Genomic DNA, 14,567 nt, shown 5'->3' on the forward strand with positions numbered 1-14,567 from the left:
GCGAGCCGCTGATCATATCGAGATCCAATTCCTCGCGTAAAGATGGGTGGGCGAATAGCTTCTCTTCCATACGATTGTAGGAATTCCACTGATCTAACTGGCCAGCGATAAAAACTTTGATTAAGGACTCTGTTTTAAGCTTCTTTCTGTAGTCGAGCAGCGGACATCTAAGGTGCTCGGTTGGCAATAACTTTAAACATTGACAAATTAACGTCTCATGACCTATACTTTTACTCATTGTGATGAGCTCCTTTTGTAGAAGATTTGGGAACAAGTATGGTCCTGCATCTTCTACATTAGGGCTTTTTTTGCGTTTAGGGAAGCATTTTTATTTTTTATCCACAGACTTCCATATTTTGTAACACGTGCAAGGCTAGTGAGGGAATGTCCCCTTCACTGCTTTAGTGTGTTATAGTAAAATCTCTAGATGTTCACATAGTTATACACAGTTTTTAAGGGGTTATACACATTTTGTGGATAAGAATTGTATAATAGTGTCGATTCTTATATAATTGCACAAGTAGAATTCGTATAAGATAGGTAAAATTCTAGGAGAAATAAGCTTTTTCCTGATTAATATGCCTGAAAAGATAAAGGTGGATCATGATGAAGATGAATTACTGGATTGTGGAGAACAATGTGGATAGTGATAAAAGTTGTCCACAAATTGTGGAAGCATCTCAATTTTTAAAGAAAAACGAGGTCATTGCCTTTCCGACTGAAACCGTTTATGGTTTGGGTGCGAATGCGAAATCCGATGAAGCAGTGGATAAAATTTTCACAGCCAAAGGCAGACCGAGCGATAATCCCCTGATTGTCCACATTTCCAACAAGGAACAATTAACGGAGCTGGTTGAAGAGATTCCTCCAGCTGCTGAGATTTACATGAAAAATTTTTGGCCGGGTTCTTTAACGATCATTTTTAAGAAAAAAGAGGGAGTCCTTTCGGAAAGGGTGACAGCGGGACTCGCTACAGTTGCCGTCAGAATGCCTGATCATCCTGTTGCTCTTGCTCTGATTGAAGCAGCAAACCTCCCGATTGCCGCACCGAGCGCGAATGTATCCGGCAGGCCAAGTCCGACAACTGCACAACACGTCATTAAAGATCTGGCCGGCAAAATCAGCGGCGTCATTAATGGAGGAGAAACCGGAGTCGGAGTGGAATCGACCGTGGTAGACTGCACATCCGAGGTGCCAGTGATTTTAAGGCCGGGCGGAGTCACAAAAGAACAGCTGGAAGAAGCCGCGGGACCTGTCTCTGTGGATCCCTCTTTAAAGAAAGGGGAGGGTGCTCCTAAATCTCCCGGGATGAAATACACCCATTACGCACCGGATGCGCCTATGGTAATGCTGGAAGGTTCAGTGGACTGGATTCAATCCCTTATTGATGAAAAAGAAATGAAGGGTTGAAGGTCGGGATGCTGACTACTGAGGAAAATAAAGCTTCATTTAGTGCCGAACAGATCCTTGTATGCGGAAGCCGTTCCAATTTGAACACTGTCGCTCATTCGCTGTACGATGTATTGCGTTCATTTAATGAAAGTGATGTCGATATCATTTTTTCAGAGACATTCCCTCAGGAGGGTGTCGGAATGGCGATCATGAACAGGCTTCAGAAAGCGGCGGGGTATCAATTGTTGAAGGAAGAGTAGTGGTGCGTTCCTCGTTGGGGAAGTAAATAATGAAAAAAAGGTGACTCTTATTTTAAGTGAGGGGTCACCTTTTTATGTTGAGCAGGATGCTGGTGAACGATGTGGGTGGGGTGCCACTAAGAAACAAGGCAGTATTCGCTGGAGCATATGCTTTTTTACTTTTAAGAAATAAATTCCTTTGGACGTGCATAGAGTGTGATGTAGGCACGTCCAAAGGGGGATATGAAATGACGGCGGTTCTGGCTGAATTGTTTACATTGATGTTAATGGCATTTGCACTCGGGATGGATGCCTTTTCGATAGGTATAGGGATGGGGATGGTACAGCTTCGTTTAAGACAGGTTTTTTACATAGGACTGACGGTGGGGCTTTTTCACGTATGGATGCCGCTGCTGGGGATGATGACGGGGAAATTCCTTTCTGAAAAATTTGGCGCGTTTGCCGCCTATGCGGGCGGGGTGCTGCTGATAGTTCTGGGGATTCAGATGGTATTGGCGAGCTTCAAAGATGACGAAGGATCCGTGATGACACCGGTAGGCTTTGGTTTATTGCTGTTCGCGCTGAGTGTGAGTCTGGACAGTTTTTCTGTCGGTTTGACTTTGGGAATATTCGGGGCAAGAACCGCAGCCGCGCTGATTTGTTTTGGAGCAGCTGCCACATTTCTGACATGGGCAGGACTGCTGGTCGGCCGCCGGGTCCAGGGATGGCTTGGTTCATACAGCGAGGCACTCGGAGGCTGCATCCTTTTCGCCTTCGGAATCAAACTGCTGCTGCCGTTTTAGTATAAGCTTTAATCCATTAACGCGCTGAGAGGGACAGTCACTCTCAGCGCGTTAATGCGTTAATACACGAAGAGGGACTGGCCCTTTCAGTGCATTATTGTGCTGAAGGGGTGTTTTGTTTTTAAATATATTTTTATTTCGTGTGCTATAGAGTTGTTGGACAATGGCTTATAATAGGAGTAAGGAGATGGTTAGATGAATATTTTATTTGTTTGTACGGGAAATACATGCCGAAGTCCAATGGCCGAAGCGCTGTTACGACATAAAGGAAAGAATGAGTTCCACGTCAAATCTGTCGGGGTTTTTGCTTCAGATGGACAAAAAGCTTCCTTTCAGACTCAAGAAGTTTTAAAAGAGAACGATATAATACATGAACACCAATCCAGTTCATTGAAACCTGAAGACATTCAGTGGGCAGACTATATTTTTACGATGACTGAAGGCCATAAGCAAAGTATCGCCGCGATACATCCACAGGCGGCTGATAAAATGTTCACGCTGAAAGAGTTCGTCACCGAAGATGCATTGAATCGCGATGTTTCGGATCCTTACGGCGGAAGCTTGGAGGTTTACAGGGGTACTTATATCGAACTGGTTGGATTGATTGACAGGCTGATAGAGAAACTAAAGAAATCTTGAGGAGTACGGAAGGGGAACTTGGTGTGAAAACGGGAGAGAAGAAAAGCTACAAATTTGGGTTGAGGAAGAAATTGGTCTTATTCATTACGCTGCTGGCGGTCATTACTTACTCCACCAGCGCACTTTTTATTTATTATATCCGCCCCACTTTTGCAGCTGATATGAACGAAGCGGTATTTACGACGGCGACACTGGCAATGGGGATTTTCTGGTCGGGTGTCCTGGCGTTTTTCGTGGCGGGCTTTATCACTAAGCCGCTTCAGAACTTGGAAAAAGCCGCTATTGAGGCATCACGCGGGAATATCCATGATGACGTGAAACTGCCGAAATCGGATGACGAAATCCGCTCTCTTGGCACAGCTTTTAACGACATGCTGGCCAACCTGAGAGAAATGGTTCTAAACATTGATGAAAACTTCAATAAAACGAATAATACAGTAGTCAATATCTCAAGTGCGTCTTCGATGGCTTCCACAAAGGCTGAAGGAATCGCTGTAACCATCAGTGAGATCTCGGCAGGTGCTGAGAGTTCCGCTGTATCGATCCAGTCTACAGCTGAATCGGTGGATGACGTGATTAGGATTGCCCAGGAAGTCCAAAACCGTTCAAAATCCTCTGAAACGATTTCAACTGAAATGCTGAAAGATCTGCAGGAAAGCAAAAAGGTGATCAACTCCCTTGTCGAAGGAATTGCCGCTTTGGCAAAGGGAAATGAAGATTCACTTGAGGCTGTACGCCGGTTAGAGGATAACGCTAAAAAAGTAGAGCAGATCATCCAGCTTGTCGGGGATATTGCGGCCCAGACGAATCTTCTTGCGCTCAATGCTTCCATTGAAGCGGCGAGAGCGGGCGAGCACGGCAAAGGCTTTGCGGTGGTAGCGGAGGAAGTGCGGAAACTTGCGGATGAAAGCGGGAAGGCTGTACAAGGAATTTCAGACCTGATCAAAAACATTCAGTCGGAAGTCAGCGATGTTGTCGGAAGAATCACGACCCAGGTAGAAAATGCCAACAATGAAGTGAACAAAGGCAATCAAACAAATGTGGTGATAGAGGAAATGACTGTTACCATCAATGATATGGCTGAATCGGTTCAGCAAATTTCCGGTCTAGTGGATGAACAGATGGACTATATCGAATTAACCTCAAGGCAGTCCCAGGAAGTAGCGGCCATTGCGGAGGAAACATCGGCAGGGGCGGTTGAAGTAGCAGCGGCCACCAAAGACCAGGCGTCTGTTATGGACAATGTCGAGCAGCTTGCCCTTGACCTGCAAAAACAGGCGGAGAGCCTGAAAAACACCATTACCCGTTTTCGGCTATAAGCTAGATAAAGACCCGTCAGCTCTTGGTTGACGGGTCTATTTAAAATCCGGGTGGTGACTGTCACCACCCGGATTTTGTCTTTATTTGTCGAATGCTTTTGAGTAGCGATATTCTTCAATAATTTCAGTTCAAAACCAATTATTCTTTATAATTTTCCATGGGTATGTAAAAATTAAACTATAACTCATTATGGCAGGAGGAATATGGCATGAAAGTCGCAATTGCATCAGATCATGGCGGTATGAATATTCGGGAAGAGATCAAGGATTTACTGAATGAATTAGGAATTGAGTTTGATGATTTTGGCTGTGAATGTGATACTTCCGTTGACTATCCGGATTACGCTCAGCCTGTTGCCGAAAAGGTGGCAAATGGCGACTACGATCGCGGGATCCTGATCTGCGGAACGGGCATTGGAATGAGTATTTCCGCTAATAAAGTAAAAGGGATACGCTGTGCATTGGTCCACGATTTATTCAGCGCCAAAGCTACCCGCGAGCATAATAACAGCAATGTCCTTGCCATGGGTGAAAGAGTCATCGGACCGGGTCTTGCCCGGGAAATCGCAAAGGTATGGCTTGAAACTGAATATGAAGGCGGACGCCATGAACGCCGTATTGGAAAAATAGCGGAGTATGAGGAAAGAGTCAGATAAGATACGACAGCTCTGAAAGTGGAGAGAAGGAGGCAGTAAAGATGGATGTCGAAGTTCTCAAAAACCAACTGAATTCAATTTTGAAGGAGTTTAAGGAGCAGTCTCCCTTGAAAGAAGGCAGTCTGCTTGTCATCGGCTGCTCGACGTCAGAAGTGATCGGACAGAGAATCGGGACAGCGGGAACCTTCGAAGCGGCTGAGGTCATTTTTAACGAGATAAAAGCTTTCGCAAGTGACCAGGGAGCAGGGATAGCTTTTCAATGCTGTGAGCACCTCAATCGTGCACTGGTCATGGAGCGGGAATGGGCTGACAAAAGAGGCTATGAAGAAGTATCAGTGATCCCGGCCCGCGCAGCAGGTGGCGCCATGGCGACTTATGCTTATGAAAAATTTGAAGATCCCGTGGTTGTCGAATTTATTAAAGCCGAGGCTGGAATCGATATTGGCCAGACGTTCATAGGTATGCATATGAAGCATGTGGCCGTTCCGATACGCGTCTCACAGAAAACGCTGGGTGAAGCGCATGTCTCACTCGCAAAAACGAGGCCTAAGCTTATCGGCGGCACCCGGGCTGTCTACGAACCCACACCAGAAAACAAATCCTGCTAAAAGAGCAGCATCCAAATGGCGGACATTCGTTCCGCCATTTTTTAATGGAGAAAGGCGCTGGTGGACTTTAATGCGTTAACGCGCGACCAGGGACACTCCCTCTTCGTGCTTTAAAGCGGTGAAGTAAAACTTCTTTCATTTCTTTTGTAACATTTTGATCACTCAAACGTTGTCTAAGTAGAGAATAAAGGGGGGGAGCTGGTGCATGATGAACAGAAGCTTAGTCTTGAAACCTTATATCGGGCCTATGCAGAGCAGTTGTTTTACTATCTGGTAAAGCTGTCCGGCAGCAAGGAAATGGCAGAGGATCTCGTCCAGGAAACATTCATTCGTGCTACTGTTTCCCTGGAATTTTCAAAAACGGATAATGCTAAAGCCTGGCTTTTCAGGGTGGCGAGGAACGTATATCTGGATGAATGGCGTAAACGTAAGAGAAGAGAGAGGATCCCGTTTCTGTCAAGGTTGATGAAAGAAAAAGAGATGATCAGTCCATATGGGATTCCTGAAGAAGAAGTTGTCAGGCAGGCTGGAATCCACGAAGTAAAGGAACTGCTCATGCATTTGCCGGAGAAGTACAGGACGATCCTTTATCTAAGGGAATACGAGGAATTTACATATAAAGAGCTGCAATCCTCTTTAGAATTATCAGAGGCACAGGTGAAAACGGAGCTTTTCAGAGCAAGGAAAAAGTTAAAGGAAATTTATGAAAAAGCAGAAAGGAGTGAGGGCCAATGACGGATTGGGATAATAAGCTGGAAAACAAAATCATGAGGAAGTATCGTTTTAAATTTACAGCCCGCATCGTTCAGGTTATCATAGCAGTCTTTTTGCTCTATTCTTTTTATATCATGGGCGTAAATATAGTCGCGGATTCTCTGAAATGGAATCATAAACATCTCTACAACATCAATCTCATGCTTGATTGGAAGTTTCCTAATGTTAAATCTACGATGTCACATCCCATCAGTGAAACCAATGGACTCTGGACACAAAGAATGGAGGTCCCGCTGTTCGAGCAAATTGGGAAAGAAGACTTTTCAGCAGGGACCATTCACATGAAAAAGGGAATTCTCCCATGGAGTTCTCAACTTCGGTACGAGTGGAATAATGACCAGCCCGCTGAACATTTTAGATTTTATCTGCCGGAGAATCCTAAGACGGGCGAAAAATATGCACCCAACACTTCTGACTCTGCATGGTCCACTTTAGAAAAGGTCCACGAGGGGACTGTTTCAGAGCTTGCTTTCTCGACAACCGAATTCAAGGATGCTGACGATCTTCAAAAAACCTTGGAAAAGTATGATTTGCAAGTACTCTGGATGCCGCTGTATACAGGGGAAATGAAAGAGTTCAATGCCGGCTTTAGTTCCGGCGGCAACGATATGCAGCTGATGGGAGTGTACGGGTTATCGAGCGGCCGTACTCATGATAAAGACTATATGTCTCAGTCACAAATGCTGATGGACTCGAGGCATCTGGGTGAATTGCAGCAAGCGATGCTGGACAGCATGGATACTTTATTGAAAGAAGAGGATGAAGGATATTATGAGGACTTCCTTGGCCTCGACCACCTGCAAAAAAGATATGATTATCTGAAAAAAGAAGGATTCAGCGTCTATGGAGCCGTTGTGACAGGTCCTGTTAAAGAGCTGCTGAAACTTAAAGAAATTGAAGGGATTCACGGAGTCCAGGTCGGCGGCACGGAATACTGGAACTGGGATCTCTACTAGAATACTTCAACACGCTAAACTGCTGAAAGTGACTGTCCCTCTTCGTGCTTTAAAGCGGTAAAGCGCACCTTCTTTACAAGTTTCTTCTCTGGCAGAATCATGTTAGAATAAAAAGGAATTTGAATTTTTCGAGATTGATAGAAACGGGATGTAAACGTTTCCGTAAATTGAAGGGGGATCCGTATGAGCAAGATTGCAGTGCAAGATCAAGAGCTTTACAAAGCGATTCAAGATGAGCTGCATCGCCAGCAAACCAAAATTGAGCTGATCGCTTCAGAAAACTTCGTAAGTGAAGCTGTCATGGAAGCACAGGGGTCGGTTTTAACCAATAAGTATGCAGAAGGTTATCCCGGACGCCGCTACTATGGCGGGTGTGAATATGTCGATGTTGCCGAAAACCTTGCGCGCGACCGTGCAAAGGAAATCTTCGGCGCAGAGCATGCGAATGTTCAGCCGCATTCAGGGGCGCAGGCCAACATGGCGGTCTATTTCACTGTATTGGAGCAGGGAGACACAGTCTTGGGGATGAACTTGTCCCATGGCGGACACTTGACTCACGGAAGCCACGTGAACTTCAGCGGAATCCAATATAATTTCGTAGAGTACGGGGTAGATAAGGACAAGCATGTGATCGATTATGATGACGTCCGCCAAAAGGCGATCGAACATAAGCCGAAGATGATCGTTGCGGGTGCATCTGCATACCCTAGGGAAATCGACTTCAGCAAGTTCCGTGAAATCGCGGATGAAGTCGGTGCGTATCTCATGGTGGACATGGCCCACATCGCAGGGCTTGTAGCAGCAGGGCTTCATCCAAACCCGGTCCCGCATGCTGACTTTGTAACAACAACGACTCATAAAACCCTTCGCGGACCTCGCGGCGGCATGATTCTTTGCCGGGAAGAGTTTGCGAAGAAGATTGATAAATCCATCTTCCCTGGAATCCAGGGCGGCCCGCTGATGCATGTCATCGCAGCGAAAGCAGTGGCATTCGGTGAAGCTCTTCAAGATGATTTTAAAACATATGCACAGAACATCATCGACAATGCGAAACGCTTAGGAGAAGGTCTTGTAAAAGAAGGCATGGAACTAGTATCAGGCGGGACGGATAACCACTTGCTTCTATTAGACCTGCGTTCATTAGGCCTGACAGGGAAAGTGGCTGAAAAAGTTCTTGATGATATCGGAATTACGACCAACAAAAACACGATTCCGTTCGATCCGGAGAGTCCTTTTGTCACAAGCGGAATCCGTATCGGAACGGCAGCCGTCACTTCCCGCGGATTTGGCGTGGAAGAGATGGACGAAATTGCTTCCATCATCGCCTTCACACTTAAGAATCATGAAAATGAAGAGAAGCTGGAAGAAGCACAAAATCGTGTGGAATCACTGACTGCAAAATTTCCTCTATATGAAAATAAATAAAATGTAAGTCGAGGCCGCCAGCTTAGTTGGCGGTTTTTTTGGTATTTTTAATTCTGTTTAGCAGTTTTCTTGCTTGTATTGGCTGAACACGGGATAAGCGATATTTGTCTATTTTGCAACATCCTAAACCGCTTTATAATAAAGATGTCATTTTATATTATCTTTAAAGTTGAGGATATTTATCTGTAAGTTAATTTCTGCAGCTGCTAATGAAAAATTGACTTCTATACATCTAGTAACAGGGTACAATACTAAAGGAATATTGCGATTTAACCATATTTGACCCACCTTTTTATTGTGCTAGGCTGATTGGAGCGGAAGGTGTGCGATCTCCTGCGGGACTAGCGGGACAGGTGAGACCAAGGTTACGTACCCACTGGAACGTAACCCCGCAGGCGAAGCCGAGGAGGCTCACCGCCCGCCCCGCGGAGTCGTGCACTTGGAGCGGAAATCTAACTCCTTTTGGCAACAATCTTTGAGAAGGCATCTTTCCACAAACGTTGCCACTCACTATACTTTTATGTAAAATAGGACGGAGTATAAATATGAAAAGCAACGTTATTTTTACATAAAAGGAGAGATTTCAGTGGGAAAAGTATATGTATTCGACCATCCATTAATCCAGCATAAGCTGACGTTCATTAGACAGAAAGAAACGGGAACGAAAGAATTCCGTGAGCTTGTAGACGAGGTAGCTTCTTTGATGGCCTTTGAAATCACTCGTGATATGCCTTTAGAGGAAATCGAAATTGAAACACCCGTAAGCAAAGCAACAACCAAAACGCTTGCTGGTAAGAAGTTGGGAATCGTCCCAATTTTGCGTGCCGGACTAGGGATGGTGGAAGGAATCCTGAAATTGATCCCTGCTGCTAAAGTGGGGCATGTCGGTTTGTACCGCGACCCTGAGACACTTCAGCCTGTGGAATACTATGTGAAACTTCCAAGTGATGTTGAAGAGCGCGATTTCATCGTCGTTGATCCGATGCTTGCTACCGGCGGATCGGCTGTTGAAGCCATCAACTCCCTGAAAAAGCGCGGCGCCAAGAATATCAAATTCATGTGCTTAGTGGCGTGTCCTGAAGGGGTAGACGCCATTAAGAGTGCCCACCCGGATGTGGACATTTACATCGCTGCCCTTGACGAGAAACTCAACGAAAAAGGCTACATCGTTCCGGGACTTGGCGACGCAGGCGACCGTTTGTATGGTACAAAATAATAAGAAGCAGGTGAAACAATGAAAAAGCCTATAAAAGTAATGACGATTTTTGGTACCAGGCCAGAGGCGATTAAAATGGCTCCATTGGTATTGGAATTGAAAAAGTATCCAGCTCATTTTGAGACGGTTGTAGCTGTTACAGCGCAGCACCGTGAAATGCTGGATCAAGTGCTGGCAATCTTCGATGTTAAACCGGACCATGACCTTAACATTATGAAAGACAGACAAACTTTGATTGACGTTACGACGCGAGGCCTTGAAGGTCTGGATAAGGTCATGAAGGAAGTCAAACCGGATATCGTGCTGGTACATGGTGATACGACGACGACCTTTATCGCAAGCCTGGCTGCTTTTTACAACCAGATTGCTGTCGGCCATGTTGAAGCGGGTCTTCGTACTTGGAATAAATATTCTCCATTTCCGGAAGAGATGAACCGTCAGCTGACCGGTATCATGGCAGACCTTCATTTTTCACCAACGGAAAAGTCTGCTCACAATCTGTTGAATGAAAACAAAAAGGAAGACAACATCTTCATTACAGGGAATACGGCGATCGATGCGCTTAAAACGACTGTTAAAGATGAATATTCCCACGAAGTCCTGGCTAAAGTCGGAGCTGACAGGCTTGTCCTTTTGACGGCGCACCGCCGTGAAAATCTTGGCGAGCCGATGAGAAATATGTTCCGCGCCATCAAAAGGCTGGTAGAAGAACATGATGATATCCAGGTGGTCTACCCGGTACACCTTAATCCTGCCGTGCGCGAAGTGGCAGATGAAGTGCTTGGCAGAGATCCGCGGATTCATTTGATCGAACCGCTTGATGTAATTGATTTCCATAACTTCGCTTCCCGTGCTTACCTGATCCTGACTGATTCAGGCGGTGTTCAGGAAGAGGCTCCTTCACTAGGAGTGCCGGTTCTTGTCCTCCGTGATACTACTGAAAGACCTGAGGGTATTGAAGCAGGTACGCTTAAGCTGGCAGGTACAGAAGAAGAAAATATCTACAATCTAGCTAAAGAACTAATCACGGACCAGGCAGCCTATGAGAAAATGTCCAAAGCCGCCAATCCTTATGGTGACGGCTATGCTTCCTTAAGAATTACTGAAGCCATCCGCTACTATTTCAAGGACCTTGAAGAAAGACCAAAATCGTTCAAACCACAATAACCATTGAAGCCCGCCCCTAGTTAAAATGAGGCGGGCTTTATTACTTTAAAGCGAAAAAAGAACAGTCCCTCTTAGTGCTTTAAAGCACGAAAGTACACGCGCTCGAAAAAGCACTCTACTCCCCATGCATACTCACTCCTCCTTCGACAGAAGCTAACCAAAAAAGGAGGGACAACAAGCTTATGCGAAAATTCATAGCACTCATACTCATATCGTTACTATTCCTCCAGCTGACAACACAGCCGGCAGCTGCAAACAGCTTTAAAATGCCGCCTCTCAAACAGCAGCCTGACCACGTAGAAACCATCATCATTGAAACTCCGGAGCCAGTCCAATCATCGAAACTGCAAGAGGAGCTTAAACCCTATCCCTCTATAAAGCTCCAGCATATTTTCACAGAGATCCTGACCGGCTACTCCATCAAAGGAAAACATTCGGAAATCTCAGAATTCCTGGCAGAACACCCGCAATCAACACAACTGACGACCACTAAAGCACAAACCTACACAGTCAAAAGAGACAGCACCATTCCGTTTGTCGGGGCGGAAAAAGCGAGAGGCTACTTTGACAGCAAAGGAAACAGATTAACAGGCGAGGGAGTCAAAGTTGGAATTATCGATACCGGCATGGATCTCCATCACAGGGACCTGGCGCGTAACTTCAAAGGCGGGCGGGATGTCGTCGACGGTGACAAAGAGCCGATGGAGACCACAGCCGGAGAGGGATATTCAACCATCCACGGCACCCATGTGGCCGGAATCATCGCAGCAAATGGGACCCTGCAAGGCATGGCGCCCAACGCGGATCTCTTTATCTACCGAGCACTTGGTCCCGGGGGAAGGGGAACGACCGACCAGGTGCTGGCTGCTATAGAAGCAGCTGTCAAAGACAAAGTCGACATCATTAATCTTTCTCTTGGAAGTGAAGTGAACGGACCTGACCTTCCATTAAGCAAGGCGCTGGATAAGGTTGCGGACAAAGGCATCCTCCCCGTAGTGGCCAGTGGGAATTCCGGCCCAGGCGACTGGACCATCGGAACACCGGCGACATCCGCCAAGTCACTCGCTGTAGGAGCCTCGACTCCGCCGGCGGATGTTCCCTACCTCATCTTGAAAGAAGAAAAAATCCGTCTTCTATCCATAGATAATACTGAAAAGTGGCGGGAGACAAGGAATACTGAGTTGTTCGATGGAGGACTGGGTACCCCTGAGGAATTGAAAGGCGGCTTTGGAAAAGTCATTCTTATTAAAAGAGGAACGTACACATTTGAAGAAAAATTAAAAATGCCCAAAAAGCTGGTGCAAAAGGAGTGCTCCTTTATAACAACACAAAAGGACTGTTTGCGGCGATGTTCACTACAGAAAAGGACATTCCGGCTGCGGTCATTTCCCTGGAAGATGGAAAAAAACTTTTGAAAACCAATAGCAGGGCTTCCATCATATTGAAAAATGAACAGGACAGGCTCGCACCCTTCAGTTCAAAAGGCCCTGTAACGGTCAATTGGATGATCAAGCCCGATGTAACGGCGCCCGGAGTGGACATTAACAGTACGATCCCGGATGGATATATGTCCCTGCAGGGCACAAGCATGGCGGCCCCTCACGTCAGCGGAGCGGCAGCCATTCTGAAACAGGCTCACCCAGAGTGGAAGGGTCCCGAACTGAAGGCGGCCTTGATGCTGTCAGCCAAAGAAATAATGGATGAGGAAGGGATCCCTTATAAGGTCTATGAACAGGGAGCGGGGAGAATCAGGGTCGATAAAGCGCTCCAGCTCGATACATTCGTCTTTCCCTCATCCATCTCGATGGGCGGCCTGCAAGATCAAAGGAAGAACTACTTGGAAAAAAAGCTAACCATCAAAAACCAGGGAAAAGAAACTAAAACATATTCCCTGCAGCCGGCTCAGTCAAAAGACAGCCTAAGATGGGAACTGCCGCTGAGCTTTGATTTAAAACCCGGTGAAGAAAAATCAGTGACAGCGCGGGCAATTATCAAGAAGATCCCTGAGAAACATGTCCTGTTGGAAGGAAGCCTCCTGCTCCAAGAAGGAAGCAATCAATATTCTCTACCTTATTTAATTGCAGCAGGGACCCCGGATTATCCGCGGATCATGGGATTCGCTGCCGTTCCGGGTGACGCGCCGGATACACTGAGGTATGAAGCGTATCTGCCTGGGGGCGCAGAAGAATTTGCCCTGGCACTGTTTGATCAGGAAACGCTTCAGCTGCTCGCCATCCTGGACCAAAAACAGCAGGCGGCCGGGATGATTGGCAATCAGGTGAAGCTTCCTTCTTATATAAAAGGGAAATCCTTTTATGCGGTGGCCTTTGCAAAGGTCAGGGGAGACGAGGATTATCAGGAGAACTTAATTGAATGGTACAGGTGAGGAGGAAGCGAAGGATGCTTCCTCTTTACGTTGAAGAATACACCATATGAAAACTCTTAACTCGAGGATAATGACGCTTTCTTTAAAATGAACATGACTCAAAAACTGCCAAACTAGTAATATGCATATAGGGCGGGAGGATATAAGCATTTAAGATAAATTTGATGAATTTGTGAACAAAACTGAAACACGTGGCAAGGTTGTGAACTTTTTCACTGTAACTCATTGACATGAATTCTACCCTATTGTATGCTTACAAAGGATATGAAATGATAGGGTTTTCACAAGATTATCATATTAAAATATCTCTTGCATTTTTTAAAAAATGTAAAAGTTCTACCGCAAATCCCCGGAAATGTAGGGATGCCTATGCGTCATGATGATAGACGCCCGTTCCAAGCCATGGCATTATATTCGGCCATTCTCTCGCAACTTGTGGGATCCATGCTCGTCGGCATCTTCGGTGGAAGATGGCTGGACGGATACCTGGATACCGCACCACTTTTCTTAGTAATCGGACTCTTCCTTGGACTAGCAACAGGAATTTATGCAATGTTCCGTACAGTCCGGACTTACTTTTCAGGAGATTAATGATTTATGACGGAAATTCAACAGATGTACAACAGGCACCGCAAGTATATATTTTATCTGCTGTCCATCTATGTCCTCGGATGGGGATTCACTGACTACCAGAACGTTTTTTTAGGACTTGCATTTGGTACGGCCATAAGTTTGTTTAACCATTGGCTCCTGGTCAGGAAAACGGTGAATTTCGGTGACAAGGTCCTTGCGGGCGAGAAGATCAGGTCTTTAGGGACGACATCCAGGATGGCGAGTGCCATATTTGCAGCAATCATAGCGGTTAGGTTTCCGGAATCATTGCATCTCCCGAGTGTCATTTTTGGATTAATGACATCCTATCTTGTCATTATGATAGATTATTTGATTCAACAGCTCAAACAACATACATAGCTTGGAAGAGAGGTG

The 14,567-nt window shown here is 45.9% G+C and carries 14 protein-coding genes and 3 pseudogenes; 16 read left to right on the forward strand and 1 reads right to left on the reverse strand.

What is annotated here, in order from left to right; translation table 11 throughout:
* A pseudogene (locus tag B9Z54_RS10030) lies at window positions 1–238 on the reverse strand (IS4 family transposase); the annotation flags it as partial.
* A 368-nt stretch (window positions 239–606) separates the two neighbouring features.
* On the opposite strand from B9Z54_RS10030, the pseudogene B9Z54_RS10035 reads away from it, so the two are divergent.
* From B9Z54_RS10035 to B9Z54_RS10105, 16 genes and pseudogenes are all read left to right on the forward strand, one after another.
* Window positions 607–1,652, forward strand: a pseudogene (locus B9Z54_RS10035) (L-threonylcarbamoyladenylate synthase).
* Window positions 1,653–1,912: 260 nt separating this feature from the next.
* A complete protein-coding gene (locus B9Z54_RS10040; protein ID WP_481747788.1) occupies window positions 1,913–2,434 on the forward strand; it encodes a manganese efflux pump MntP in 522 nt (173 codons plus the stop codon).
* Window positions 2,435–2,629: 195 nt separating this feature from the next.
* Entirely contained in the window at window positions 2,630–3,073 is a 444-nt protein-coding gene (locus B9Z54_RS10045; protein WP_113928268.1) for a low molecular weight protein arginine phosphatase, read from the forward strand.
* Window positions 3,074–3,270: 197 nt separating this feature from the next.
* Window positions 3,271–3,453 (forward strand): annotated as a pseudogene (locus tag B9Z54_RS26670) (HAMP domain-containing protein); the annotation flags it as partial.
* Between the two features lie 84 nt (window positions 3,454–3,537).
* Complete coding sequence (locus tag B9Z54_RS10050) at window positions 3,538–4,392, forward strand: methyl-accepting chemotaxis protein (RefSeq protein ID WP_481747789.1); 855 nt, start codon at window positions 3,538–3,540, stop codon at window positions 4,390–4,392.
* A 209-nt stretch (window positions 4,393–4,601) separates the two neighbouring features.
* Window positions 4,602–5,048: a ribose 5-phosphate isomerase B gene (rpiB, locus tag B9Z54_RS10055; RefSeq protein WP_113928270.1), complete on the forward strand. Its 447-nt coding sequence runs from the start codon at window positions 4,602–4,604 to the stop codon at window positions 5,046–5,048.
* Window positions 5,049–5,089: 41 nt separating this feature from the next.
* A complete protein-coding gene (locus B9Z54_RS10060) occupies window positions 5,090–5,656 on the forward strand; it encodes a TIGR01440 family protein (protein ID WP_113928271.1) in 567 nt (188 codons plus the stop codon).
* A gap of 201 nt (window positions 5,657–5,857) precedes the next feature.
* Window positions 5,858–6,391, forward strand: a complete 534-nt coding sequence (locus B9Z54_RS10065) for a sigma-70 family RNA polymerase sigma factor (RefSeq protein WP_113928272.1) — start codon at window positions 5,858–5,860, stop codon at window positions 6,389–6,391.
* A complete protein-coding gene (locus B9Z54_RS10070) occupies window positions 6,388–7,386 on the forward strand; it encodes an anti-sigma factor (RefSeq protein ID WP_113928273.1) in 999 nt (332 codons plus the stop codon). Before B9Z54_RS10065 ends, B9Z54_RS10070 begins: the two co-directional genes overlap by 4 nt.
* 183 nt (window positions 7,387–7,569) lie before the next feature.
* The gene (glyA, locus tag B9Z54_RS10075) at window positions 7,570–8,811 is read left to right on the forward strand and encodes a serine hydroxymethyltransferase (protein WP_113928274.1); all 1,242 of its coding nucleotides are present in this window, start codon (window positions 7,570–7,572) and stop codon (window positions 8,809–8,811) included.
* Window positions 8,812–9,397: 586 nt separating this feature from the next.
* Entirely contained in the window at window positions 9,398–10,027 is a 630-nt protein-coding gene (upp, locus tag B9Z54_RS10080; protein WP_113928275.1) for a uracil phosphoribosyltransferase, read from the forward strand.
* 18 nt (window positions 10,028–10,045) lie between these two features.
* Window positions 10,046–11,194, forward strand: a complete 1,149-nt coding sequence (gene wecB, locus B9Z54_RS10085; protein WP_113928276.1) for a non-hydrolyzing UDP-N-acetylglucosamine 2-epimerase — start codon at window positions 10,046–10,048, stop codon at window positions 11,192–11,194.
* A gap of 182 nt (window positions 11,195–11,376) precedes the next feature.
* A complete protein-coding gene (locus B9Z54_RS26175) occupies window positions 11,377–12,609 on the forward strand; it encodes a S8 family serine peptidase (protein ID WP_113928277.1) in 1,233 nt (410 codons plus the stop codon).
* Complete coding sequence (locus tag B9Z54_RS10095) at window positions 12,504–13,580, forward strand: S8 family serine peptidase (protein WP_113928278.1); 1,077 nt, start codon at window positions 12,504–12,506, stop codon at window positions 13,578–13,580. Before B9Z54_RS26175 ends, B9Z54_RS10095 begins: the two co-directional genes overlap by 106 nt.
* Window positions 13,581–13,949: 369 nt before the next feature.
* Window positions 13,950–14,171: an AtpZ/AtpI family protein gene (locus B9Z54_RS10100; protein ID WP_113928489.1), complete on the forward strand. Its 222-nt coding sequence runs from the start codon at window positions 13,950–13,952 to the stop codon at window positions 14,169–14,171.
* 6 nt (window positions 14,172–14,177) lie between these two features.
* Window positions 14,178–14,552 carry an ATP synthase subunit I gene (locus B9Z54_RS10105; RefSeq protein WP_113928279.1) on the forward strand — a complete coding sequence of 125 codons (375 nt, stop codon included), beginning with the start codon at window positions 14,178–14,180 and terminating at the stop codon, window positions 14,550–14,552.
* Window positions 14,553–14,567 lie beyond the last annotated feature (15 nt).

The sequence above is a fragment of the Bacillus sp. P14.5 genome (assembly GCF_003316765.1).
In the GTDB taxonomy this organism is placed as follows: domain Bacteria; phylum Bacillota; class Bacilli; order Bacillales; family Bacillaceae_B; genus Rossellomorea.